General features: G+C 54.9%; 21 protein-coding genes. 16 read left to right on the top strand and 5 right to left on the bottom strand.

Annotated features, from left to right (window positions below; translation table 11 throughout):
• Positions 1 to 41: 41 nt before the first annotated feature.
• The 4 genes from B4A77_RS08170 to B4A77_RS08155 are packed head-to-tail and all read left to right on the top strand — an operon-like array spanning position 42 to position 4,406.
• Positions 42 to 608 (top strand): HD domain-containing protein, encoded by a 567-nt coding sequence (locus B4A77_RS08170; RefSeq protein WP_290725800.1) that lies wholly within the window; start codon positions 42 to 44, stop codon positions 606 to 608.
• Positions 608 to 1,726, top strand: coding sequence for a GTP pyrophosphokinase (locus B4A77_RS08165; RefSeq protein ID WP_290739825.1), 1,119 nt, complete (start codon positions 608 to 610; stop codon positions 1,724 to 1,726). Before B4A77_RS08170 ends, B4A77_RS08165 begins: the two co-directional genes overlap by 1 nt.
• A gap of 18 nt (positions 1,727 to 1,744) precedes the next feature.
• A complete protein-coding gene (locus tag B4A77_RS08160; protein WP_290739822.1) occupies positions 1,745 to 4,084 on the top strand; it encodes a SpoIIE family protein phosphatase in 2,340 nt (779 codons plus the stop codon).
• Positions 4,085 to 4,109: 25 nt separating this feature from the next.
• The gene (locus tag B4A77_RS08155) at positions 4,110 to 4,406 is read left to right on the top strand and encodes an STAS domain-containing protein (protein WP_173366542.1); all 297 of its coding nucleotides are present in this window, start codon (positions 4,110 to 4,112) and stop codon (positions 4,404 to 4,406) included.
• Positions 4,407 to 4,501: 95 nt separating this feature from the next.
• Here B4A77_RS08155 and B4A77_RS08150 read toward each other — a convergent pair whose 3' ends face one another.
• The 3 genes from B4A77_RS08150 to B4A77_RS08140 are packed head-to-tail and all read right to left on the bottom strand — an operon-like array spanning position 4,502 to position 6,027.
• A complete protein-coding gene (locus tag B4A77_RS08150; protein ID WP_173366541.1) occupies positions 4,502 to 5,119 on the bottom strand; it encodes a hypothetical protein in 618 nt (205 codons plus the stop codon).
• Positions 5,120 to 5,123: 4 nt separating this feature from the next.
• Positions 5,124 to 5,477: a hypothetical protein gene (locus B4A77_RS08145; protein WP_173366540.1), complete on the bottom strand. Its 354-nt coding sequence runs from the start codon at positions 5,475 to 5,477 to the stop codon at positions 5,124 to 5,126.
• Positions 5,470 to 6,027 carry an RNA polymerase sigma factor gene (locus B4A77_RS08140; RefSeq protein ID WP_173382189.1) on the bottom strand — a complete coding sequence of 186 codons (558 nt, stop codon included), beginning with the start codon at positions 6,025 to 6,027 and terminating at the stop codon, positions 5,470 to 5,472. The genes B4A77_RS08145 and B4A77_RS08140 overlap by 8 nt, the downstream gene beginning before the upstream one ends.
• Before the next feature lie 245 nt (positions 6,028 to 6,272).
• On the opposite strand from B4A77_RS08140, the gene B4A77_RS08135 reads away from it, so the two are divergent.
• From B4A77_RS08135 to B4A77_RS08110, 6 genes are all read left to right on the top strand, one after another.
• Complete coding sequence (locus B4A77_RS08135) at positions 6,273 to 7,136, top strand: DUF4423 domain-containing protein (RefSeq protein WP_173366538.1); 864 nt, start codon at positions 6,273 to 6,275, stop codon at positions 7,134 to 7,136.
• The gene (locus tag B4A77_RS08130) at positions 7,133 to 8,383 is read left to right on the top strand and encodes a hypothetical protein (protein ID WP_290739819.1); all 1,251 of its coding nucleotides are present in this window, start codon (positions 7,133 to 7,135) and stop codon (positions 8,381 to 8,383) included. The genes B4A77_RS08135 and B4A77_RS08130 overlap by 4 nt, the downstream gene beginning before the upstream one ends.
• A 183-nt stretch (positions 8,384 to 8,566) precedes the next feature.
• Positions 8,567 to 10,816, top strand: a complete 2,250-nt coding sequence (locus B4A77_RS08125; protein WP_290739816.1) for a family 43 glycosylhydrolase — start codon at positions 8,567 to 8,569, stop codon at positions 10,814 to 10,816.
• 196 nt (positions 10,817 to 11,012) lie between these two features.
• Entirely contained in the window at positions 11,013 to 13,253 is a 2,241-nt protein-coding gene (locus B4A77_RS08120; RefSeq protein WP_290739813.1) for a carbohydrate-binding protein, read from the top strand.
• A gap of 237 nt (positions 13,254 to 13,490) precedes the next feature.
• Positions 13,491 to 15,719, top strand: coding sequence for a carbohydrate-binding protein (locus tag B4A77_RS08115; protein WP_290739810.1), 2,229 nt, complete (start codon positions 13,491 to 13,493; stop codon positions 15,717 to 15,719).
• Between the two features lie 338 nt (positions 15,720 to 16,057).
• A complete protein-coding gene (locus B4A77_RS08110) occupies positions 16,058 to 18,172 on the top strand; it encodes a carbohydrate-binding protein (RefSeq protein ID WP_290728389.1) in 2,115 nt (704 codons plus the stop codon).
• A 94-nt stretch (positions 18,173 to 18,266) separates the two neighbouring features.
• Here the strand turns inward: B4A77_RS08110 and B4A77_RS08105 are convergent, their stop codons facing one another.
• Both B4A77_RS08105 and B4A77_RS08100 read right to left on the bottom strand, forming a co-directional pair.
• Positions 18,267 to 18,491 carry a DUF167 domain-containing protein gene (locus B4A77_RS08105; protein ID WP_173382192.1) on the bottom strand — a complete coding sequence of 75 codons (225 nt, stop codon included), beginning with the start codon at positions 18,489 to 18,491 and terminating at the stop codon, positions 18,267 to 18,269.
• 16 nt (positions 18,492 to 18,507) lie between these two features.
• On the bottom strand, positions 18,508 to 19,044 hold the full coding sequence (locus B4A77_RS08100) for a DivIVA domain-containing protein (RefSeq protein WP_173382193.1): 537 nt from the start codon (positions 19,042 to 19,044) through the stop codon (positions 18,508 to 18,510).
• A gap of 109 nt (positions 19,045 to 19,153) precedes the next feature.
• On the opposite strand from B4A77_RS08100, the gene B4A77_RS08095 reads away from it, so the two are divergent.
• From B4A77_RS08095 to B4A77_RS08070, 6 genes are all read left to right on the top strand, one after another.
• Entirely contained in the window at positions 19,154 to 20,251 is a 1,098-nt protein-coding gene (locus tag B4A77_RS08095) for a GGDEF domain-containing protein (protein ID WP_290739807.1), read from the top strand.
• A gap of 171 nt (positions 20,252 to 20,422) precedes the next feature.
• The gene (gene rpmH / locus B4A77_RS08090; protein WP_173366331.1) at positions 20,423 to 20,578 is read left to right on the top strand and encodes a 50S ribosomal protein L34; all 156 of its coding nucleotides are present in this window, start codon (positions 20,423 to 20,425) and stop codon (positions 20,576 to 20,578) included.
• A gap of 14 nt (positions 20,579 to 20,592) precedes the next feature.
• A complete protein-coding gene (locus B4A77_RS08085) occupies positions 20,593 to 20,964 on the top strand; it encodes a ribonuclease P protein component (protein ID WP_290728391.1) in 372 nt (123 codons plus the stop codon).
• Positions 20,951 to 21,199, top strand: coding sequence for a membrane protein insertion efficiency factor YidD (gene yidD / locus B4A77_RS08080; protein WP_290728393.1), 249 nt, complete (start codon positions 20,951 to 20,953; stop codon positions 21,197 to 21,199). The genes B4A77_RS08085 and yidD overlap by 14 nt, the downstream gene beginning before the upstream one ends.
• Positions 21,196 to 23,055: a YidC/Oxa1 family insertase periplasmic-domain containing protein gene (locus tag B4A77_RS08075; RefSeq protein ID WP_290739803.1), complete on the top strand. Its 1,860-nt coding sequence runs from the start codon at positions 21,196 to 21,198 to the stop codon at positions 23,053 to 23,055. The genes yidD and B4A77_RS08075 overlap by 4 nt, the downstream gene beginning before the upstream one ends.
• A gap of 91 nt (positions 23,056 to 23,146) precedes the next feature.
• Positions 23,147 to 23,659, top strand: a complete 513-nt coding sequence (locus B4A77_RS08070) for a hypothetical protein (protein WP_290726166.1) — start codon at positions 23,147 to 23,149, stop codon at positions 23,657 to 23,659.
• Positions 23,660 to 23,816 lie beyond the last annotated feature (157 nt).

Here is a 23,816-nt window from a genome sequence, read left to right as displayed (position 1 = left end):
TGTTGCGGAGCTAAATATAGAAATTTTATTACATTATGAACATGGATACTTCATTACTTGACAAGGCGATTGTTTTTGCCGTAAAGGCTCACCAGGGCGTTGAACGCAAGGGCAAGGGGTTTCCCTACATTGTCCATCCGCTGGAGGCCGTCTCCATTGCCGCTACCATGACTAACGACCAGGAACTCCTGGCCGCAGCGGTCCTGCACGATACTGTCGAAGATACCGCGGTCACGTTCCGGGAAATCGAACGCGAATTCGGCAAGCGCGTCGCAAGCCTTGTCGAGGCGGAATCGGACGTGGAATTTCCGGGCAAGAGCCGCGAGGAAAGCTGGAGGCTCCGCAAGGAAGAGGCTATCGACCGTCTCTCGACGGCTGCAAACGACGTGAAAATCGTTGCGCTCGCCGACAAGTTGAGCAATATCCGTGCCATTTACCGCGACTACCAAGCCATTGGCGACAAGGTGTGGGACCTGTTCTGCGTCAAGGACAAGGCTTCGCACGAATGGCATTTCCGCGGGCTCGCCCGTGCGCTTTCGAGTCTCGACGCGACCTTTGCCTATAAGGAGTTTACCGGGACAATCGAAAAAGTTTTTGGAGGCGTATGATGGAAAAGAAAGATGTGGCCGATTACGGGCTTCCTCCCAGGGAGACCATGATTCTCGAAGAATACCGCGAAAAACATGCGACATTCGAAAAGCTTTTGCAGGTGGTGAAAAACATTCTTTCGGAAAGTATCGCCTCCAACAGCATCTACATCAATGCGCTCGAAGCGAGAATCAAGGCGGAAGACAGTCTCGCGGGCAAGCTCGAACGCAAGGCGGGAAAGTATTCTAGCCTTTCGGACCTTACCGACATACTGGGCGTCCGCGTCATCACGTTCTACAGCGACGAGGTCGACAAGATTGCAGCTCTCGTGGGAGAGATTTTCGAAATCGACTGGGAAAACAGCATCGACAAGCGCAAGATGCACGACATCCACAGCTTTGGCTACAGCTCGCTCCATTACATATGCCGCGTTCCAAGGGCGCTCTTTGAAGATCCCGCATACCCCGAGCTGAACGATATCCGCTTCGAAGTCCAGATGCGAACTGCGCTGCAACATGTGTGGTCGGTGCTCGACCACGATACGGGCTACAAGTCCGGGTTCGAAGTGCCCAAGGAATACCTGCGCAACATAAACCGCCTTGCGGGAATGCTCGAACTTGCGGACGAACAGTTCTGCGCTATCCGTACGGGGATCAACAACTACAGGCGCCATGTTCAGTCGCTGGTGCGTTCCGGAAAATTTGACGAGGTGCCGCTGGACGGGGATTCCTTTGGCAACTACCTGGAACTGCGGCCGTTCGATTCCTTGAACAATCGCATTGCGTCTATCAACCAGGCCGAAATCCATGAGACTTCGCTGGTCGGGTATCTGAAACTTTTCCTGTTCCTCGGCTTCAAGACCCTGGGGGATATCGAAAAAATGATAAAGGAAAATTCCGAGGATGCTTACCAGCTGGCAGCGTTCCAGCTTGCCAATACGGATCTCGATATCATCAACTCTTCGCTTGCGGTGGTGAACCTCTGTGCGGTCCACGTCCTCAAACGCGGCGGCGGAGTTCTCGAGCTGACGCGCTGCCTGGACGAACTGAATGGCCCGTCCGAAGTCAACCGCAGCAGGGCGGAACACCTTTACGGCAGAGCGAAAAAACTAGCTTTTATGGAAGCGGCGAATAGTTGATTCCTTTGAGGTTTGGAAATGAAGATTAATTTTCATGGGTTGGCGTTCAAGCAGTCGGCGATGATTCTCTTGGGAATCAGCGTCGTGTTCGCGGCCCTGTTCGGTTTCGGAAGCTCGCAGATTCAGGAGCGCATGTCGCGTCTGCTATTGCAGAAGGGCGAAGAAATCAGCCGCGCGAACGTGGCCGTCATAAACAACCTGTTCGGTTCTTGTCGAAACTTCGGCGAGGAACTGGCGGTGAAGATTGGCGACCAGCAACTTGCAGGAACCGAACTCGACGACTTCTTGCTGAGGTCGCTTTCGGGCGTGCGCGCGACGGTGCCCCAGGTGCTGGCGGTGGTTGTCGCCTATGAACCGGGCATGGCTCCTAAGGGTGCTCCCGAAGGTGAATACATGCGGCTCGCGCATTACACGGAAAACGGGAATGTCATTACGGACGGCGGCAATTACCAGGAGACGACCTGGTATACGAGCACCCGCGATAGCATGAAGGGAATCTGGCAGGAACCGTTCATCGGCCAGTTTATCAAGGAACCCATCGTCATCTACACGACTCCGATTTTCAGCACATCCGCGTCGGGCCAGAAGCAGTTTGCGGGTGTCCTCTGCGTCGACATTTCCATCGCATTCCTCAAGGACATGGTGGCGAGCATTCCCGTCTCGAACAACGGCTATGCGGTCGTACTCTCGGCAAGCAATATGGTAATCGCGCATCCGAAGGACGAAATCACTTTCAAGGAAAATTTTGGTTCCATCTCGAAGAGCGCATCGCGCAAGCGGTTCGACGAATTCGAGAAGGCGGTGAGCAGCATGAAGAGCGGGCTGTTCCTGGGTTCCTCGTTCGAAGGCGACGAGGCGGCCATCTATTTCACGGCGATGGAAACGATTGACTGGACATTCATGATCGTGTGGCCTGCCGAATCCTTCCTCGAAGAGCAGCGCTCCGTGAACCATGTGTTTGCGTGGATTAGTGCCGGTGGCTATTTGATCATGCTCGTCATAATCCTCGTTATCACCTTCCGCGTCTCGCGTCCGCTAAAAACGTTGGCGGCCGCCGCCGAGAAGCTGGGCCATGGCGATTTTGATACCGAGATTCCCGAAGTCAAGGGCAAAGACGAAATCTCGCAGCTTGCGGATGCGTTTGTCGACATGCGTTCTTCGCTAAAGGAATTTGTCGACAAGCAGAAAGGGCTCGACCGTATCGAACGCGAACTCGAATTCGCCCACAGCATCCAGATGGGAATCCTCCCGAAAGACGAATCCGAAGAAAACTGCTGCGACAGCCGGCATTCGCTGGCCCCGTTCATGCAGCCTGCGAAGGAAGTAGGCGGCGACTTCTACGATTTCTTCAAGATTGACGAGGATCACCTCGCCGTTGTGGTGGGCGACGCTTCGGGCAAGAGTGTCCCGGCGGCGTTGCTCATGATGGTGTCCCGCATCGTAATCCGCACCGTGGCCATGCATCTCCGGTCGGTTACGGAAATCCTCGAGGAGACGAACTACGAGCTGGCGCGACGGAACAAGTCCGTCATGTTCGTGACCGCGTGGATGGGAATCCTGGACTTGCGTACCGGCCATGTGGACTTTGCATCGGCTGGGCATAACCCTCCGGCGATCCGCCACAAGGACGGGACCGTGGAATATGTGAAGAGCAAGTCGGGACTCGTGCTCGCAGCCGACGAAAAGACGACCTACAAGCAGCAGTCTTTGGACCTTGCTCCGGGCGACATGCTGTTCCTTTACACCGACGGCGTAACCGAGGCGACGAATGCCGAGGAAGTGATGTTCGGAACGGTGGGACTGCAGAAGGCCCTTTCGGAAAGCGGCAACCGTCCTCCTGTCGGTGCATGCCATTTCGTGAAGGAACGTATCGATGAATTCGTGAACGGCGCTCCGCAGTTCGATGACATTACCATGCTTGCGGTGCAGTTCATCGGTTCCAAGGATAACGAGTGGGAAAAGCACGAAATTGTCGTGGATGCGAAACTCGAAAACCAGCCTTCCCTGACGCAGTTCGTGGAACAGGTGCTCGAACCTTTGGGTGGCTCCATGAAGTCGCAGATGCAGATCGATGTCGCTATTGACGAAATCTTCAGCAATATCGTCAAGTTCTCGGGCGCGAACCAGGTGACGTTGACGGTCGAGACATGCAAGTCCCACCTGATGGCGCGTCTCAGCTTTATCGATGGCGGAAGCCCGTACGATCCGACTAGCGCGAAGGAACCCGATGTGACGCTCTCGGCAGAGGAACGCAGCATCGGCGGGCTTGGATTGTTCATCGTGAAGAAGACGATGGACGATGTGGCTTACCGTCGCGATGGAAGCAAGAACATTCTCACCATTACAAAGAAACTTTAAACGGCAACAACTTAGTGAGGTTATCATGCAGATAGTCAAAACACAGCAAGACGCAACCCTGACTCTCGCTCTCGAAGGGCGCCTGGATACGCTGACGTCGTCCCAGCTCGATGCCGAGATCCAGGGAAAGCTGGACGGTATCACGAGCCTCGTGTTCGATTTCGCAAAGCTCGCCTACATTTCTTCGGCGGGCCTCCGCATTCTGCTTGCGGCCCAGAAGGTCATGAACAAGCAGGGCTCCATGGTCATCAAGAATGCGGGTCCGGAAATCCGCGAAATTTTCGACGTGACCGGATTCAGCGACATTCTGACCCTCGAATAGCGGATCGCTCTTCGTGTTTCTTATAAAATAAGGCCCCGGCGGGTACTGCCGAGGCTTTTGTTGCTTGCCGGAAATGGATTCGGCTATGTGGTGCGCTACGGTTTTGCCGGGGGAGGCGGGTTGTCGCCGTGGCGCCGTTCCTTGCGCTCTTCGCGGAACTTTTTCATCTGTTCCTTGCGGAACTTGTTGAACTTTTCGAGCTGTTCCTGGGAGAGAACCTTGCCGAGCGCGGCGACTCCGTTGATGCGGTGCTCGAGCAGGGATCTGTCCGCGTCGAGGACTTTTGCCTTTGCCGCTTCGATGGCAGCGGCGTCATTCTTTTCGAGGGCTTCGCCAAGTGCTTTTTCGGCGTCGTGCTTCTGAGTCCTCAGTTCCCTGAAGATAGAGTCTCCCTTCGCACGGTTGGCGTCGAGAGCGGCTTTCTGTTCCGGGGTCACTTCCAGTACGGAATCGATGACTGCCGGATTCATGCGGCCTTTGAACCTGGGCCCGTCGGGTCTCTTGCCAAAATCACCATGATGTTCGTGCGGCCCCTTGTGGAAGTCGCCGTGGTGGTGCGGTCCGGGAGGCGGCATCTTTCCGTGGCGTTCGCACTGGAATGTTTCGGCCTTGTTGCAGCAAGTGTTGCACCTGCCGCAGAAGTTCCCCAGGAAGAACCCGAGGGAAAGAGCAAGCACGACAAGGCTTGCGATGAAAAGTTTGGATCCTTTCATGGTATTACTCCTTGGTTAAATAGCTGAAGCCGACCGTTTCCTCGAAAGTTTCGAACTCGTCGCTAGTCGAGTTGCCCAAGCTGGAATACCAGCTCAGGACTTCGGACGGGGCCGAACGATCGATGGCGACGATATCGGTAGATTCGGCCTGGTTGCTGATGGCGGGAAGAAGCGCTGTGAGGCCTATAAGCACAAGGCTTGCGGCTATCGGGATGGCGCTGTACCAGCTCTTGATGGAAATGAACTTGGATGCAGAAACGGCGTCCGCTTCCGCGTCCAGTCGCTCGCAGACTTTGGCCCAGGAATCTTCCCTGGGGGCAAGCCTTTCGAACTTGGAGAAGTCAAGTTTGTCAGCCATGATTCTTACGCTCCTTTATACGTTCCTTTACAAAGTCCCTTACGAAGTGCCTTGCGCGACTCAGCCTCGCCTTGATGGTGCCTTCAGGCATTTCGTAGATCTCGGCGAGGTCCTTCACGTCGAGATCCTCGGCGTCCTTGAGCCAGAGCATGCTGCGCGTTTCTGCCGGCAGCTGCGAGAGCCCCTTTTCCAGGAGCTCGGCGTCATAGCTTTCGTCTTGCGGGTCCGGCTTGCCGATGGCCTCCTCGATGATGGTGCCGAGCTTCTCTTCTTCGAGATCGCGGTGGCGCTTCTGTGCGCGCAGCTTCATGAGGCATGCGTTTACGGTGAGCCTGTAGAGCCATGTGTTGAGCGCAGCCTGCCCGCGGAACCCTTGCACGGCCTTCGGTACCTGTACGAACACGTCCATGAGGATGTCTTCGGCCTGGTCGCGGTCCTTCAGCATCCTGAAGGCGAGATTCAGTACGTTGCCGCTCTGGTCCTGCCATAGCATGGCCAGGGCTTCACGGCTGCCTTCCTTCAGGTGTTGGAGAATCACTTTGTCGTTCATACCTTATTTTGATGTATGCGGAATGTCGCAGGTTGCAAAAAAATGGTTTATTTTTACATATTAGAAAAAAGAGGGAAAGCCGGCGTGTCTATGGCGAAAAAACGAAAAAATGGGGCGAAATGCCTCGAAAAGCGGGTTTTTGGGCGCTTTTTGTGACGAATGTCATATCGGTTGTGGACAAAAAGTCAATGAAAGATGGATAGGAATGTAAATTTTTCTACCTTGCAATAGGTATTTTATAGTTGATGGTTACTTTTTCGGACATAGCGGACTACCGCGACTTCTTGAAGGACTACTACGAACGCCGCAAGGCGGAGATGCCCTTCTACAGCTACCGCATGATGGGCGACAAGCTGGGACTCGATTCCAGCTACCTCTACCGTGTGCTGCAGAAGAAACAGCACCTTCCCGCCCATGCGTTGCAGGCTGCCAAGGAAATTCTGGCGCTGAGCGGTCGCGAGGCCGAATACTTCGACCTGCTGTTCTCGGCTGCGGTAAGCAAGGACAAGGCTAAGAAAGAAGAATTGATGGCGAAGGCGCTTTCCCTTCGCGACGTGGAACGCCATAGTCTCCAGGCGGCCGAACTCAAGCTGCTCGAGAACTGGTGGATTCCCGCCGTGCGCGCCTACCTGGATTTGAACGGCGGCGTGGTGAACGTGAAGCAGATAGCGAAGGACATCTGCCCCCCGATTACGGAGGACCAGGTCAACGAGGCTATCGAGATTTTGAAGGAAGTTGGACTCGTAAAGAAACTCGCGAGCGGCAGATTGGCGCTTACGGATGCGCACCTCACGGTGGGCGGTCCCGAAAAGGCCAAGGCGGTCCGCAACTTCCAGCGGCAGGTGCTCGCGCTTGCCAGCGATTCCCTGGATAACGTTCCCGTTTCCGAACGCAACGTATCCACACTCACTCTCTCCGTGGACCAGTCCTGCTTCGAGGATTTGGGCGATATGTTGAGGGAATTCCGCAGGTTAGTGCAGAAACGGGTTGACGAATCCAAGAATTCCGACCGCGTTATGCAACTTTCAATGGCATTTTACCCGGTTGCCCGAAAAGGGGGCTTTCCTGAAAATGCTATAATGGGGGAAGGCGCAGGAGATAAAAAATGATGTGCAGGGTGTGGAAATTTGGGATAGCGGCACTGGGTGGAATCCTTGCCGCATGTACTGGCGGATCGGGAGACGATCTCGCCGGTTCTTCGCTTGAAACAGAAAATTCTATAGCGCTTTCTGTACAGCTTGCCGATGGGACTCCCGCGGCGCGCGTAAGCGTTATTGTTCGTCCCGACAGCTACCTGTCCGGGGCCGATTCCGTTGAAGGTTCCTTTGTGGAAGAAAACATGAACTTCGAGACGGATTCGACTGGAACCCTCATCCTGAACAACCTTGGCTATGGCAGCTATATCGTCGAAGCCAGGAATGATTCCCTGAAGGGCGCGTCCAAGTTCAACTACAGGTCGTGGCAGACTGACGGTGGCCGTGTGTCCTTGCACCTGGGTAAGCCCGGTGCCGTTTCCGGACAGGTGATTGTCGAAGACGACGCGGACGCATCCGAAGTGACAGTGGCGGTTCAGGGCCTCGATTATAGCGTCACCGCCGATGGCATGGGCAATTTCGAGTTCGAATCGCTCCCGGCGGGCTTCTTCGAGATGGTCGCCTATGTCCAGTCGGACAGCTCGGTGGTCGACGAGAAGGGCAAGAAGGGCAAGGTCAAGGTCGTGCGCAAGCTCGGATCTACGGTAGCGACCGTTACTGCAGGTCGGGAAAACGTTATTGTCATTGACGTGCGGCCGCACGATTCTCTCCCGTCGTTTGTCTTTGAGGATTTCGAAGGGAAAATTGATGCATGGAAGGTCCAGCATTCGGAAGATGCGGATGGAAGCATTGAAATTGTGGATGCCGGCCTTGGCCGGGATGGCAAGGCTGCGCATTTCACATGTGTAAATGATTCCGCATACAACTGGGTGCTGATGGGCCGTGCCCTTGGCGGCATGGTCGATATGAGCAATCTCGATTCCATCGTGTTCTGGGCGCGGGCCAGTGTTCCGACTGATTCCGACAAGTCGCCTTATATCTCCTTCTCGCTTGACCTGAATGTCGACAGCACGTCCGAACTGGAAAGTGGCAAGGCTTGGGTGCACCTGGATGTGGACACTGTTTGGAACCGCTACGTGGTGACTCCCGCAGGCTTCCTTGAGGCCGACAGCAACAATATCGGTGGTAACCTTGGCTGGGATGCGGTGAAGCATAACATTACCGATATCTCCATCTTCGGTGGCACCGGCGGCGAGTTCTGGATCGATGATATCGAGGTCTACGGCTACAGCAAGTTTGTGCCCGTGAAACCGGAAGATTGATAGAGCTTTTTTATCAGGAGATGCCCGACGTGCGAATGTGCGTCGGGCTTTCTTTTGACAATTTGTCAATGAGTTCTGCGTTCGGCGGGGCTCCGATTTCTATTTGCAAAGGTATTTTATAAGTGTATGGGATGGCTGCACTGTTTGGATTATGGTGCGGGCTTTCCCCAAAAAGGAGTTGATATGAGTGTGTGGAAAAGCGTGGGCGCGCTGTGTCTTGGGGCAGGTCTTGCAACCTTCGGCCTTGCCGACAATCCGATTTCCTCTTACCACTATCTGGCGGACCCTTCTTGCGCCTCCGATGGTGATACCTTCTACATCTTGACCGATGTGGACGACTACAACAACCAGACGAACTGGAACTACGATATTGTCGGCCTTTACGCCTTCACTTCCGAAGACATGAAGAACTGGACCGACCACGGCATGATTTTCCGCTCCAGGCGCGAATTCGGCAACTATCCGAACAACACCTGGGCCTCGGGCATTGCCGTCAAGAACGGTAAGGTCTATATCGTTTACCCCGATGGAGCGAGCGGCGTGGGCATGATTACCGCCCCGGCAATCGATGGCCCCTATACAGACCCGATTCAGGCGTCTCATGGCGTGAACAGGATTGCCGGCGGCAACAACAGCGTTATTGGCGGCTGTGACGGTATCGCGCACTGCTTTGACCCGGGCATTTTCTTCGATGACGACGGCACGGGCTACGTGATTTTTGGCGGTGGCGAAAGCAATCAGCGTCCTTACGGTAACAACTTCGACATTATCAAGTTTACCGAAAGCAACGGCAAGATTACCATGGACAAGAATTCCCTTACGCGTGTCCAGTTGCCGAATTCTTTCGAGGCGCCGTACCTGCACAAGAAGGGAAGCACCTATTACTTGAGTTTCAACAACCGTAGCCAGATTATTGATTACGGTACGTCCAACAAGATCATGGGTCCCTACAACTATGTGGGGCAGGTCATTCCGGGCATCGGTTCTGTGCCCGACGCTCACGGCGAAGGCGGCAACAACCACCATGGTTTTGCTCCGTTCAAGGACAAGTGGTATGCGGTTTACCATGACCGTCGCCTGGTGACTTCCGACAACCATCCGGCCGCAACGACTCAGGCTGGCGTGCGTTCCGAAAACCCGAACTACGAAAACCACAGAAGCGTGTCCATTGACGAACTCACCTGGAATGGCGACAAGATGAACAAGCTCACCTTCACCCGCGAAGGCCCGAAGCAGATCAAGAACTTTGACCCGTACAGGACCTACAAGGCGACCACGAGCTCCAAGCAGATGAATATCCGCAGCCGCACGGACTGGACCAAGGGCCAGCCGGTCAAGCACGTGCTCTTGCCGCTCACGAGCCGTAGCGAATCCTGGATCCGCGTGAGTGGCGTGGATTTCGGTAACGGTGCCGAGAACCTCCGCATCAAGGCCGCGAACGTGGGCGACGGCAACAAGATTGAAATTCACAAGGGCAGTGCTACCGGTACGCTTGCCGGTACTTGCGAACTGGCAAAGACCAGCAACAACATGACTTTCACGGACAATGACTGTGCCATGACGGGCCTTACCGGCGTTGTGGACCAGCTGTTCTTCGTGTTCAAGAATAATGGCAAGGATTCTACCATGGGCGTTCTCGAATGGGAATTCCAGGGCACCAAGCGCGAGCCCGAACCGCAGCAGCCGTTCGGCGGCAAGGTGTGGGCAATCCCGGGCAAGATCCAGGCCGAAGACTTCGACGTGCCGGGTTACGGCGCGGGCAACGATTCGTACAGCGACAACGATTCCGAGAACCACGGTTTCGAAAAGGCGAAGAGTGCTGCTGATTCCGCGAAGGTCAACTACCGCAAGGACGATGCTCCGTCTGTTGACCTTTACGCGAATGCGACCGGGATTATCGTGGGTTACAACCAGTCGGGTGAATGGCTCGAATACACGGTCGATGTCGCGAAGACGGGCGACTACACGTTCTTTGCCGCCGTTGCGACCGACAACCAGAATGCAGGCTTCGTGATGTCTGTTGACGGGGAAGATATTACCGAGACGATTCTCGCCTCGAAGACGGAAGTCGAAGGCTCGTTCGACGACTACGCCAAGGTGCAGGCGAACGTTTCGCTGACCGCGGGCAAGCATATCCTCCGCATGACGGTGACCGGCGACTGGTTCGACGTGGACTACTTCACCTTCGTGGAAGGCAAGAATGCGACCGACCCGGAACCGATCGGCACCACCGCGCTTTCGGAAGGCCTCAAGTTCCATGTGAGCAGCTCCGCCTATTACCGCGTGTTCGACCTTTCGGGCAAGATGCTCGGCAAGGTGGAACTTGCCGGCAAGAACGCCTCCCGCGTCCTGAAGGCTGCGGGCTACAGGCAGGGCGCCTACATGCTCAAGCAGGTGGACGGCAGCAACAAGTTCATGGCCCGCGTGGAGTAGATTCCCGCTCGTTCGACCTTCTGTAATGAGTTTCTAGCTTCTCTCTCGCAATCAGCCCCCGGTTTTATGCCGGGGGCTTGCGTATGGACAAAACGTCAATGGAATTTGTTTTGAATGTTGTTAAAAATGCTTGCGGGGATGGTAAATTATAGGGTGGTTAGACTGCGGTGTCGCGGTTGAATATGGGATGTATAAAATGAAGAAGATTTCCAAGGGAAAGCTTGGTCTGGCTGCTGTGTGCTGCCTCGCGGCCTCTGCGCTTGCAGATAACCCGATTTCTACCTATCACTACCTGGCCGACCCCGGTGCCGCTGCCGACGACGAATATTTCTACATCATCACGGACTCCGATGACCCGGCTCCGTACAATTCCAATGGTTACAAGATTTACGCCCTCTATGCATTCCGCAGCAAGGATATGCAGAACTGGACTGACTACGGCATTATTTACGATGCCCGCAAGGTGAACGGCATTAACGACATTTGGGCTTCCGGCATCGCCGTGCACAATGGCACGTTCTACATCGTGTTCCCCGATGGCGGTGGCGGCGGTATCGGCTACATCAAGGCTCCTGCAATTGACGGCCCGTGGACAAACGCCGTGGGCCAGGGCAAGGACAAACTGGTGGGCGGCCGCGGCATCATCGGTTGCGATGGCGTCTCGTGGTGCTTTGACCCGGGCATCTTTATCGATGACGACGGCACGACCTACGTCACATGGGGCGGTGGCGAAAGCAACAGCCGCCCGAATACCGACAACTTTGATATTGTCAAGCTGAACGATGCGAAGGATGCTCCGGTGGGTAACGGCAGCCACGTGAAGGTAAACAACCTCCCGACCCGTAAGATGCTCGAAGCGTCCTACATCCACAAGCACAAGGGCAATTACTACTTCTCTTACAGTACCGGCTGGCAGCAGGGTGCGCCTACCATCGACTACGGCATGTCGAACAACGTCATGGGACCGTACACCTGGAAGGGAACCATTCTCGGCGACCCGAGTATGAACGGCCGCAGCATCAACGGCAACAACAACCACCACGGTATTGCCGAATTCAAGGGCCATTCTTACGTTGTCTATCATGACCGCCGTATTGCCAAGGGCCATAACGGACTTGAAATTATTCCGGCCGATGACGGTCAGCCGAAGCCGAACGAAGGTTACCACCGTAGCGTTTCTGTAGACGAAATGTTCTACAACAACGACGGTACGATTCAGACGGTGAAGGTGACGGACGAAGGCCCGAAGCAGATCGAGAACTTCGACCCGTACGACTGGTATCCGGCGCTCACGAGTTCCAAGCAGAAGGGCATCCGCAGCCGTTCCAACTTTGTGCAGGGCAAGAAGGCCGAACACGTGCTGATTCCGCTTTCCAGCAAGGAATCCTGGATCCGCGTAAGTGGCGTGGACTTCGGTACCGCGGCAACGGGCTTTACTGTCGAGGCTTCGAGTGCTGCTGACGGCAACAAGATTGAAATCCGCACGGGTTCTGCGACGGGTACGCTCGCAGGCACCTGCACGCTCAAGAATACCGGCAACAAGAATACCTATGCCGAAAACAAGTGCGAAGTTTCTGGCCTCAAGGGCATCGTGAACCAGCTGTTCCTCGTGTTCAAGGGTAACCAGGATTCTACCATGTACGTGAAGGCATGGGGCTTCGAGGGCAGTGGCACCACGCCTCCGGAACCGCAGAAACCGTTCGGTGGCACGGCCTGGGCTATCCCCGGCAAGATCGAGATGGAAAACTTTGACGAACCGGGTACGGGCCGCGGTGCGGGTGTCGATTCCTACAGTGACAATGATTCTGATGACCATGGCGCCGAAAGCAATGGTGGCAAGAGTTACCGCGAAGGCACCGGCGTCGATATCTACAAGAAGGCTACGGGTTATGTCGTGGGTTACAACCAGGCCGGCGAATGGCTCGAATATACCGTGAACGTGAAGGAAGCGGGTGACTACACCATGTTTGCCGCCGTCGCTTCTGCCAATAGCACTTCCGGATTCCAGCTTTCTATCGATGGCGAGAACATCACCGATGCGATTGCCGTCCCGCAGGCAAGTTCCGGCGAAGAGAACTATGATGACTACAACAAGGTTTCTGCCAACGTGAAGCTCCCCGCGGGCGAACATATCCTCCGGTTTACCGTTACCGGCGACTGGATGGATATCGACTACATCAACTTCGTCGCGGGCAAGGATGCCGAAGATTCCGACCCGCTCGAAGGTACTACCGCGATCAAGACCGTCGCTCAGTTCAACTCGTTCGGGTCTTACACCTACCGCGTGTTCGACCTGAAGGGCAAACAGGTGGGTACGGTGAATCTCGATGGTGCACATGTGGGCGATGCGCTCCGTGCGGCCGGGTTCAGCAAGGGCATGTACATGCTCCGCTCCCTGCGCGGCGAAAAGAAGTTTATGGCGAGGGTTGCAGAATAAGCCCGAAAAAAGCCTAAAAGAGTCCCTAAACACCACACATCCAGACCGGCGCCTTTACGGCGTCATAAAGCTCCTCGGGATTAGTCCCGGGGCGCTTTTTTTTGCGCTCCCCTCCCTAGTTGTTATTGATAAATAGTCAATGAGAAGTCTGCTCGTGGGTAGGAAAAACGCCATTTTCGGAGGTAGATTATAGTCAAGAAAGGGCAATTTTGCCGTTTTAACATAGGGATGTGTAAAATGAAGAAGTCTTTTATGGGAAAATTTGGCCTCGCTGCCGTATGCGGCCTGGCTGCATCCGCACTCGCGGACAACCCGATTTCCAGCTACCATTACCTCGCCGACCCGGGTGCCGCTGCCGATGACACCTACTTCTACGTCATTACCGACTCTGACGACCCGGCGGCAGCCAATGCCAACGGCTACAACATCAAGGCCCTCTACGGTTTCCGCACCAAGGACATGAAGAACTGGACCGACTTCGGCATTATCTACGATGCCCGCAAGGTTGACGGTATCGGCGATATCTGGGCATCCGGCATTGCAGTGAACCCCAACGATCACAGGCTTTACATCGTGTTCCCCGATGGCGGTGGTGGCGGCATTGGCCTCATCGGCGCCGACAGCATTGCCGGCCCCTGGACGAACCCTGTTTCGGGCAACAAGAAGCTCATCAACAACTGGGGTGGCGGTATTTCGGACTGCGACGGCATCGGCTGGTGCTTTGACCCGGCAATCTTCTTCGATGACGACGGTACGGGCTACTTCACGTTTGGTGGCGGCAGCAGCGATAGCCGCCCGGCAAATAACAACAACAACGACATTTTCAACATCTACAAGCTCAACAAGGACATGAAGGGCTTTGATGTGAGCACCAAGACTCACCTGAAGATTGGTGGCCCGAAGGCGATGGAAGCTTCTTACATCCATAAGTACAAGGGCAACTATTACCTGTCTTACAGTACGGCAGACCTGCGTATTGCCTACGGCATGTCCAAGAACCCGATGGGTCCCTATGAATACAAGGGAATATTCATGGGTAACCCGAACATCAACGGGCAGAACATCAACGCGAACAACAACAACCACCATGGCATTGCCGAATTCAAGGGCCACTGGTACGTTGCCTACCATGACCGCCGCATTGCGAACGGTTACGATGGTCTGGAAAAGATTCCTGCCGATGACGGCCAGGCGAATCCGGTACCCGCATACCACCGTAGCGTGAGCGTGGATGAGTTCTTCTACAACAACGACGGCACCATGAAGGAACTGACCTTCACGAAGGAAGGCCCGAAACAGATCGAAAACTTTGACCCGTACGATTGGTACCCGGCACTCACGAGTTCCAAGCAGAAGGGCATTCGCAGCCGTTCCAACTGGACTCCGGGCAAGGTTGCCGAACACCTGTTGCTCCCGCTTTCCACGAAGGAATCCTGGATCCGCGTGAGTGGCGTTGACTTTGGTACTGCAGCCACCGGTTTCGTGGTGCAGGCCGCAAGCACTGCGGATGGCGACAAGGTTGAAATCCACACGGGTTCTGCGACAGGTACGCTCGCCGGCACCTGCACGCTCAAGAATACCGGTAACAAGAATACCTTTGCCGAGAATTCCTGCGAAGTCACTGGCCTCAAGGGAATCGTGGAACAGGTGTTCCTCGTGTTTAAGGGCAGCAGGGATTCTACCATGGCTATCAAGGCCTGGGGCTTTGAAGGCAGCGGCACGACTCCGCCGGAACCGCAGAAGCCGTTCGGTGGCAAGGCCTGGGCGGTACCGGGCAAGATCGAGGCCGAAAACTTCGATGAACCGGGTACGGGTCGCGGTGGCGATGTCGATTCCTACAACGAATCCGATTCCGAGAACCATGGCGATAGCGATTACCGCGATGGAACAGGCGTAGACCTGTACAAGAAGGCGACGGGCATCATCGTGGGCTACAATACCGAAGGCGAATGGCTTGAATACACCATCAATGTGGCGAAGGAAGGCGACTACACGCTCTATGCCGCAGTTGCCGCTGCCGGTAGCACCTCGAGCTTCAAGTTCTCTCTCGACGGGACGGACATTACCGAAGAAATCACCGTGCCCGCGGCCACCGAAGGCGAAGAAAACTACGACGATTACAACAAGGTCAAGGCGAACATCAAGCTCCCTGCGGGCGAACATGTCCTGAGGCTCACGGTTGTCGGTTCCTGGTTCGATATTGACTACTTCAATATCCTCGAAGGCAAGGATGCTGAAGATACGGAGCCGATTAGCACGGATGCTATCGAGACTGGTGTTGCGTTCAAGGCCGTACCGTACGAAACCTACCGCGTGTTCGACCTGAAGGGCGCTATGGTCGGGAAAATCCGCCTGGACGGCGCGACTGCTGGCGAGGCCCTTCGTGCGGCTGGCTTCAACCAGGGCGTGTACATGCTCCGTTCCCTGACCGGCAACAAGAAATTCATGGTAAATACGGCAAAGTAATACCATAAAAGAGTCCCTAAACACCACACATCCAGTGATGCCTTTTCGGCATCATAAAAGTGCCCCAGGCGAGTCCCGGGGTACTTTTTTTACCCCTGCACCGAAGGTGCGCGTGCACTTAATCGCCGATGCCATAAAGCACAAACCCTGTTCCAGGCGATTATGCGCGCGTTGGGAGGGTCTTAGGGAGGGTGAACCGTGAGAAACCCTCCCTATTTTTTATTGCCAAAACGTAAATGGAAAAATTTGTCCGGCATGGGGAAAAGTTGCTTTTTGTGGATAAATTTATAGCGTAGGGATGGCAATGTTGCCATTTTTTGGTGTAAAAAGGTGTTAAAATGAAAAAAGTTGCGACTTTTGCAGGTCTTGTCAGGACAGCCGCTTGGGTTTTTGGTTGTGGAATCCTGACACCGATGGCCATGGCGTCGACCGTGAATGTGAACCTGGATGAAGAGCATCAGGTCATTCGCGGCTTCGGCGGCATGGTCCATAACCAATGGCAGGGCGGAGGCGGACTCTCCGAAGCCGATGCCAAGCTTGCATTCGGTACGGGCGATGGCCAGATTGGCCTCAATACGCTGCGCATTCCCGTATATGCAAGCTCCAACGACTTCAACAAGGAAGTGCAGGCTGCGAAGTACGCCAAGAAATACGCTGGCGATGACTTTATCTTGTATGCAACTCCGTGGACTTCCCCGTATGCGGGGGCAAACCAGCATATGGCTTCCTCGAACTACCAGAAGTACGTGGATCACCTGAATAGCTTTACTGCCTACATGAAGAATCAGGGCGTTCCTTTGTATGCAATTTCCATCAGCAACGAACCGGACTGGTGCGGTGAATGGGCCTGCTGGAGCGCCGACGAAATCTACAACTTCACCAAGGGCTACGCCGATCAGATGCGCAAGAACGGCACCAAGGTGATTTCGACGGAATCTTTCCGCTACGACAAGAACCTTTACAACAAGGTACTGAACGATGCTTCTGCCCTCAAGAACTGGGACATTCTCGGTGCACACTTCTATGCGAGCGACAGAACGACTGGAGACAACTTCTTTCAGTATTCTTTGGCAGACCAGAAGGGCGTAGAACGCTGGATGACGGAACACTACACCGAAAGCCAGGGCAGCGGCAACTACTGGCGTACGATTACGAATACGGGTGACCAGGCGAACCAGAACAAGCGCGATACTGTGAACGCCATGGACGTGGCTTACGAAATTCACCGCGCGATGGTCGTAGGCAACTTCAATCAGTACACCTGGTGGTATATCCGCCGTTGCTACGGCCTCATCATGGAGAAGGACTTCGGCAACAAACTCCAGATACCGTCCAACGAAATCGGCAAGGTCTCGAAGCGCGGCTACGTGATGAGCCAGTTCGCCCGCTTTATCCGTCCGGGTGCAATCCGCGTGGGAGCGACGGACAAGCCCGAATCGAACCTGTTTGCCAGCGCCTACAAGAGTTCCGAAGGCGACTCCGTCATCGTGGTGCTCGTGAACCGCGATTACAAGAATTCCAAGACCGTTACGGTTAACGTGAAGGGTGCCGATGTGGAAACGTTCCACGTGTACACGACGAGCCAGGCAAAGAACGCCAAGTATGAAGGCGAAGTCGAAGTGAAGAACGGCTCCGTGACCATCACCATGGATCCGGGTAGTTCTGAATTTAAGGACTGCATCGTGACGCTCGTGGGCGTGGGCACTCCTGCCGATCCTGTTCCTCGCGAACCGTTCACGGGTAAGGCAATCGATTTGCCGGGCAAGATTGAGGCCGAAAACTTCGACATCCCGGGTACCGGCAAGGAAAACAAGACCTACAACGAAAATGACTCCGATGATCACGGCGAGACCAACTACCGCGAAGGCACGGGTGTCGATATCTACAAGAAGGCGACCGGCTACATCGTGGGTTACAACCAGGCTGGCGAATGGCTCGAATACACGGTGAACGTGAAGGAAGCGGGTGACTACACCTTCTTTGCCGCTGTGGCATCTGCCAATGCGACTTCCGGTTTCAACATGACCCTCGATGGCAACGAGCTCACGGGCGATATCTCTGTCCCCAAAAACGATGGTGAAGAGAACTACGACGACTACAACAAGGTGCAGAAGAACGTGACGCTCCCTGCGGGTGAACATATTCTCCGCTTTACGGTGGTCGGTGACTGGATGGACGTGGACTACTTCACCTTCGTGAAGGGCAAGGACGCGGATGACCCCGAACCGATCGGTGGCGATACTACGCCGATTGCGGGCGCGAAGTTTGCCGCGGATAACGCTCCGGTCGCTTACGGCATTTACGATGTGAACGGCATGTTCCTTGGAAAGGTCGAAGCTAGAAGCGCATCCGATGTCAAGGCGAAGACGGCGGAACTTGTCCGTAATGGAGGCATGTTCATTGCAAGGCCTGTCCGTGGCGGCAAGACGTTCAGGTTCACCTTGACGAAGTAAAAGTTTTCCTTAGATAAAATCAAGTTCCTCGGGAATGTGTTCCTGAGGGATTTTTTTGTGACCTGGATTTGCGGGGCAAAGGCCTTTTCGGAATCTATAGCCCGGAAATCTCGACGACTTTCTTGTTGTTGGTCGACCCGATGACGACTTTCACGTCGCGCTTGTGGACTTTGTAATAGGAGGCGAGCAGTTCGCAGATGGCCTCGTTCGCGGCGCCCTCGACGGGTGGCGCCTTGACTTCGACCTTGAGGGTGCCGTCGGGTTGCGGAGTCACGCTTTCGCGCTTGCTCTTTGCGTGGACCTTGATGTTGACTCGCATGTGTTGAACGGGGAGGCTAGGCGAGGACGTTGCCTACGGGACCGAGGGGCGCGCTGGCCGGCTTGGGCTGTTCACGCTGGGGGGCGCTCCGGAGGTCGGACTGGTCGTTTTCCATGGCGGAGAGGAGTTCTTCCTGGCCGCGGATGAGGGCGCGGCAACGTATAAAGTAGTTGCTGCGGAGCTGCTTCAGCTGTTCGATTTCGGCGCGGAGGTCTTCGGCCTGTTTCTTGGTGGTCTCGACTTCGCGGACGGCCCTGGCCTTCGCTTCTGCAACAATCAGTTCGGCTTCTTTTTCGGCAGTGGCCTTCACCTCGTCGACGGTGCGCTGCATGGTGATGACGGCGTCCTGGATGGTCTTCTCGATTTGACGGTAGTAGTTTACGCGTTCTTCGGCGATTTTCAGCCGTTCGGTAAGGTCCGTCCGGTTCCTGGAAAGTTGTTCGAAGGCGTTTGCGGCCGTTTCCAAGAAGGCTTTTACCTCCTCGGCGTCGATTCCCCCGAGGGATTTCTTGTGGAAAGTCTGGTTGCGGATGTCTAGCGGAGTGAGTTCCATGGATGCCTTCCCGGATATTCTGTTTAATTCCAACTTAAAATATAATAAAAGGAGAAAAATTTTTTGGTGCTTTTTTTTCGGTTTATATTATGGAGACAAGGTTATAGATATGTTTGCTTTTTTTCGTGATTTTTGGAAGGCCCAGGACTCGGTCGAAAAGTGCCTCTTTTGGATCGTGTTCCTGGTCGAAATCGTCGTAACGGTCGCCTCCGCTGCGGTTACGTATCTTGAGGGCCAGAGTGTCTGGGGAGCCCTCGCTTGCGTCGTTTCGGGGCTCTTGCTGCTGGGTATAGGCCTTGTTTCCGTGAGGAGCCGCCGCTACGATGTCGGTTACATGGCGATGTTCTATGTGGTGGGACTGCTGCTTGTCCCGGCCATATTCTTCTTTTGCGGGGGAATCTGGAGCGGCATGCCCATGTATTGTTGCGCCGTCATGCTTGTAGACGCCGTGGCGCCGGTGAAAGCGCGGCACAAGTGGATTGCCTTCTGGATAGTCATGCTCTGGATTGCGGGCGTAATGGTTGTTTCGCTCATGGACGTGGACCTTATCCGGAAGTTCCTGAATGTGGTGCCGACGTCCATCTACGCTGTTGACGTGGTGCTTTCGTACGTCATCGTCTCCTTTGCCATCTTCTGCATCGGGACCTTTGTCGTGAACGCCTTTACCAAGGAGAGGGCCAAGACGGAATCGCTGGTAAAAAAACTCGATTACCTTTCCAAGCGCGATCCCTTGTCGGGGCTCTACAACCGCCGTTACGTTATCCAGTATTTCGAGAATATCGTTTGGCACAATAGGAGCCGCTTCTACCTGTTCATGTTCTGCGTTGACGGATTCAGGGATATCAACGAGGCCTATGGCCATGTCTTCGGCGACAAGGTGGTCTGCGACATCTCCGTTCTCCTGCAATCCACGGCCGACGAGGGGGAGGGTGAATGCGCGGCGCGCTATGGGGAGGATACTTTCCTCTATGTGCTGTCCTCGGATTCCGATGTGGATGCCTTCATGAAGGCGGACCAGTTCCGCGAGAGGGTGTGCGCTCTCATGTGGAAGGAATTCCCCCTCCTGAACGTGACTATTAGCGGCGGGGTCGTCTCCTGTCGTGACGACAACGAATTCGACCACGAGAGGCTCCTGAAAAAGGTGGACGACCTGCTTGACAGTATCAAGTCCCGGGGCAGGAACCAGGTCCGAAGCATGGTCGGCTAGGCCGGCCCGCTTTTCGACAATGTTAATAAAATGTTGATTAGTTGGGGAAGTCTAGGGAGTTATCCTCTCTGGCCGTTAAAAAAGGAGCCAAAGCGGCTTCCCGCCCTTGATTTGTGCAGATTTTTTGCTATTTTTGGAACTCAAAATTTTGCATTTTAAAAAGGTTTTATCATGAAAAGAACTTTCCAGCCTCACAATCGTAAGCGTGCCAACAAGCAGGGCTTCATGGCCCGCATGGAAGACCGTTGGGGTCGCGCCGTCCTGAGCCGTCGTCGTGCCAAGGGCCGCAAGCGTCTGACTGTCAGCGATTCCATCTACAAGAAGTAAGTCGGGGTGGCCTCGTGGCCGCACTGCGTTCTTACCGGCTGCCGAATCAGCCAGCCTACCGGCAAGTAGCCGTCCAGGGAAAATTCGTCCGCTCTCCGTCTTTGTCGATGCGGTGGATTGAAAGCCCGGACGGTTCTTGTCGTTTTTGCTTTTTGGCCAAAAAGAAGAACGGGAATGCGGTTTACCGCAACCGTTGCCGCAGGATCCTGCGTCCTCTCTTCTTCGGGATGATTCCCGCGATAGAAAAGCCCGTGTGGGCGATGGTCATCGTGAACGATAGTTCCGAAACGATGACTGCCGAGAGGCTTCGGGAATCTGCGGCCAAGATATTCCGCAAAATGGAATGGGGTGCGGCAGGGAATGCGGAAGGTTATGGAGAAGGTTAGCTGGGCGTTTTCGCAGGTGCTCATCGCGCCGATCCGCCTCTACCAGTTGATCCACCCGTATTTCTTCCACGGGGTGTGCCGGTTCCGGCCGACATGTTCGCAGTATGCAATCGAGGCGATCCGCATTCACGGCCCCTTCAAAGGTTTCTATCTTGCGGTTTTTAGAGTTTTGAGATGCAACCCCTTCTGCAAGGGCGGCTACGACCCGGTGCCGCCTAGAAAGGAAAAGAGATGAACAAGAATACGATTATTGGCTCCATCCTCATGGCGGTGATTGTCATTTGGTGGATGACTATGAATTCCGCAAATGCCGAGGCACAGGCCAAGGCGAAGGCCGAAGCCCAGGCGAAAGCGGCTGCCGCCCAGGTCGAAAGCGCCCAGAATGGCGCCTCCGAACTGGTTCTCCCTGCGACCGTACCGGAGGAGAAGGCTCCTCCTGTACTCGGCGCCGTTCAAGACGATTCCGCCAAGGCCTCTGACGCTGTGGCGTCCGACTCTGCGACCGCAGCAGCCGACAGCGCCGCTCCGGTGGTACCCGCGGTTGCTCCGCGTACCGTGACCGTCGAGACGGACAAGTTCATCATGACGCTTTCCAACAAGGGCGGCAAGGTGCAGAGCGTCATTGTGAAGGCGCTGAAGGATACCGCCGGCAACTATCCCGAACTCATCCAGGATACGGCGCTCGGCGCCCTCGACCTGAAACTCGGAGCCGCCGACCTGACCGACGCCCTCTTTGCGGTGGACGCTCCCGAATGGATCGTGGTGGATTCCGATACGAGCGTGCAGTTCACGTTCACGGATGCGAACGGCAACAAGGTTATCCGCAGCTACGGCTTTACGAAGGATGGGGCCGCCGTGCGCCAGGTGAATCGCTTTGTCGGGTTCAAGCCTGCCGCCTACGAACTTTCCTGGAAGGGCGGCATGAGGGAAACTGAGGCTATTCCGAAGGGCAAGAGCCTTGGCGGTGCAAGCTACTTCTTCAGCGAAGTCATCTACAGGGATAACGAGATGACCGAACGAGAAACGTTCTCCGATGCGATGACGTTCGACGATGCGAACTACTACTGGGTGGGCATGCGCCGCAAGTATGTCGCCATGTCGGTCCAGTTCGACAAGCCTGTCCCTGCCAAGGTGAACGCGAAGCATGTCGAGGTCCCGACCGAAGCGAATACGGATCCGGGGACCTACAGGCTCACTATCGCGGACGAGACCCGCGGCGCAGATTCCGTGGCCTACAGTTTCATGGTGCTCCCGCTCCAGTGGGACGAAGTCGAATCGCTCGGTCAGGGCTACGAGAAGGTAATCGTGACGGGTTCCAAGTGGTTCCCCGGTTCCAGCGTCTGGTTCGTGTGGATTTGCAAGTGGCTCCTGAAACTCCTCAAGTTCTTCTATGGCCTTATCCCGAACTACGGCGTGGCGATTATCCTCATTACGTTCGTGGTGCGCGGCCTTACGACTCCGTTTATGGTAAAGCAGATCAAGTCTACCCGCGGTATGGCTTCGCTCAAGCCGCAGCTGGACGAAATAAACGTGAAGTACAGGACCGATCCGCAGAAGAAGCAGGCTGCGATTATGGAACTCTATGCGAAGAACGGCGTGAATCCGCTTTCGAGCTGCACGGGCGGTTGCCTCCCGATGCTCATCCAGATGCCGATTTTCATGGGCCTCTTCTTTGTGCTCGGCCGTGCCATGGAACTGCGTGGCATGCCCGCCTTCCTCTGGATTAGCGACCTCAGCCGTAGCGATGTGGTGTGGAGCGGATTCTCTATCCCGTTCATCATGCCGTCCGGCCTTGCAATTCTTCCGTGGATCATGGTCGCGACGACCTATTTCCAGACAAAGGTGACGATGAGCTCCAGTGCCGGCATGGATCCTGCACAGCAGAAGATGATGGTGTGGATGATGCCTGCGATGATGTTCCTGTTCAGTGCCGTGATGCCTTCGGGTCTCGTGCTCTACTGGATTGTCGGCAATATCTGGAGCATTATCCAGTACAAGGTTATCCACAAGAAGATGGACGCCCCTGCCACCGTTTCTGACAAGCTAAAAGGCAAGGACGTGAAAGACGCCGAAATCGTCAGGAAGAAATAAATGAACAGTGCGCCGGCCGGCGCACTGTTTTTTCGGCGCCTTCATTGACATCCGATAGTGAATAATCTAATTTACGGACATGAAGAAAATCATGTCCATAATTTTTTTGTGTGCGGGCTTCGCCCTTTGCGATGAGATTGCGGAAGAATCTTCTGCCGATGTTGTGGAAAATGCTGCAACCGAAACGGCGGCAGTGGAAAATCAGACACAGGCGCTAGCTCCGACAGAAAAAACGGAATTGGGCTCGAGGTTCCGGGCCTTCGGTGAAATCGGTGCCGTGATTTTCGGTGCAGGCGTGCGCTACTACATGAACGAACCCAGGACGTTCTACGTGCAGGGTAGCCTTCAGTACGACGCCTTCGTTGCTTCCTTTATTCGAATTCCGGTACTCTTTTACTTGGGCGGAACCCATTGGCATGGGATTGTCGGTTTGACGATTAACATTGCCGATAACTACAAGACCGGGCAACTGGTGCATGCTGCCGCTGGTATCAACTACGATATCAACCGCCATGTCGGAATTAACATAAAGGTTCTTTCTCCGCTCAGTTGGCCCTCGGAAGTTCCCGTCTCCCCGTCTATTGGAGTACAGCTGGCTTATTAAAAATAAAGTCGCGCAAAATCCTGTGACTTTGTATACACGATTCCTGCAAGGCGAAAATTGCCTGTTTTATTTTATCCGAAACAAATTATATTTTGGCCAGTGAAGTGGTGCCCCAAGGTTCAATTATTGCCTGATTGAAAGCAATAACACGCTAGAA

The sequence above is a fragment of the Fibrobacter sp. UBA3718 genome, assembly GCF_002371935.1.
Lineage (GTDB): Bacteria > Fibrobacterota > Fibrobacteria > Fibrobacterales > Fibrobacteraceae > Fibrobacter.
The sequence above is the reverse complement of the archived record's forward strand: the minus strand, read 5'-3'. Positions and strand labels throughout refer to the sequence as shown.

What these genes read in the sequence shown, in the direction of transcription:
- B4A77_RS08170 (WP_290725800.1), top strand. Translation starts at nt 42, where the DNA reads ATGGATACTTCATTACTTGACAAGGCGATTGTTTTTGCCGTAAAGGCT.
- B4A77_RS08135 (WP_173366538.1), top strand. Translation starts at nt 6,273, where the DNA reads ATGGTTACTTTTTCGGACATAGCGGACTACCGCGACTTCTTGAAGGAC.
- B4A77_RS08100 (WP_173382193.1), bottom strand. Translation starts at nt 19,044, where the DNA reads ATGGAACTCACTCCGCTAGACATCCGCAACCAGACTTTCCACAAGAAA.
- B4A77_RS08095 (WP_290739807.1), top strand. Translation starts at nt 19,154, where the DNA reads ATGTTTGCTTTTTTTCGTGATTTTTGGAAGGCCCAGGACTCGGTCGAA.
- B4A77_RS08070 (WP_290726166.1), top strand. Translation starts at nt 23,147, where the DNA reads ATGTCCATAATTTTTTTGTGTGCGGGCTTCGCCCTTTGCGATGAGATT.
- B4A77_RS08105 (WP_173382192.1), bottom strand. Translation starts at nt 18,491, where the DNA reads ATGCGAGTCAACATCAAGGTCCACGCAAAGAGCAAGCGCGAAAGCGTG.
- B4A77_RS08125 (WP_290739816.1), top strand. Translation starts at nt 8,567, where the DNA reads ATGAGTGTGTGGAAAAGCGTGGGCGCGCTGTGTCTTGGGGCAGGTCTT.
- rpmH (WP_173366331.1), top strand. Translation starts at nt 20,423, where the DNA reads ATGAAAAGAACTTTCCAGCCTCACAATCGTAAGCGTGCCAACAAGCAG.
- B4A77_RS08115 (WP_290739810.1), top strand. Translation starts at nt 13,491, where the DNA reads ATGAAGAAGTCTTTTATGGGAAAATTTGGCCTCGCTGCCGTATGCGGC.
- B4A77_RS08145 (WP_173366540.1), bottom strand. Translation starts at nt 5,477, where the DNA reads ATGGCTGACAAACTTGACTTCTCCAAGTTCGAAAGGCTTGCCCCCAGG.
- B4A77_RS08120 (WP_290739813.1), top strand. Translation starts at nt 11,013, where the DNA reads ATGAAGAAGATTTCCAAGGGAAAGCTTGGTCTGGCTGCTGTGTGCTGC.
- B4A77_RS08110 (WP_290728389.1), top strand. Translation starts at nt 16,058, where the DNA reads ATGAAAAAAGTTGCGACTTTTGCAGGTCTTGTCAGGACAGCCGCTTGG.
- B4A77_RS08130 (WP_290739819.1), top strand. Translation starts at nt 7,133, where the DNA reads ATGATGTGCAGGGTGTGGAAATTTGGGATAGCGGCACTGGGTGGAATC.
- yidD (WP_290728393.1), top strand. Translation starts at nt 20,951, where the DNA reads ATGGAGAAGGTTAGCTGGGCGTTTTCGCAGGTGCTCATCGCGCCGATC.
- B4A77_RS08075 (WP_290739803.1), top strand. Translation starts at nt 21,196, where the DNA reads ATGAACAAGAATACGATTATTGGCTCCATCCTCATGGCGGTGATTGTC.
- B4A77_RS08165 (WP_290739825.1), top strand. Translation starts at nt 608, where the DNA reads ATGGAAAAGAAAGATGTGGCCGATTACGGGCTTCCTCCCAGGGAGACC.
- B4A77_RS08155 (WP_173366542.1), top strand. Translation starts at nt 4,110, where the DNA reads ATGCAGATAGTCAAAACACAGCAAGACGCAACCCTGACTCTCGCTCTC.
- B4A77_RS08150 (WP_173366541.1), bottom strand. Translation starts at nt 5,119, where the DNA reads ATGAAAGGATCCAAACTTTTCATCGCAAGCCTTGTCGTGCTTGCTCTT.
- B4A77_RS08140 (WP_173382189.1), bottom strand. Translation starts at nt 6,027, where the DNA reads ATGAACGACAAAGTGATTCTCCAACACCTGAAGGAAGGCAGCCGTGAA.
- B4A77_RS08160 (WP_290739822.1), top strand. Translation starts at nt 1,745, where the DNA reads ATGAAGATTAATTTTCATGGGTTGGCGTTCAAGCAGTCGGCGATGATT.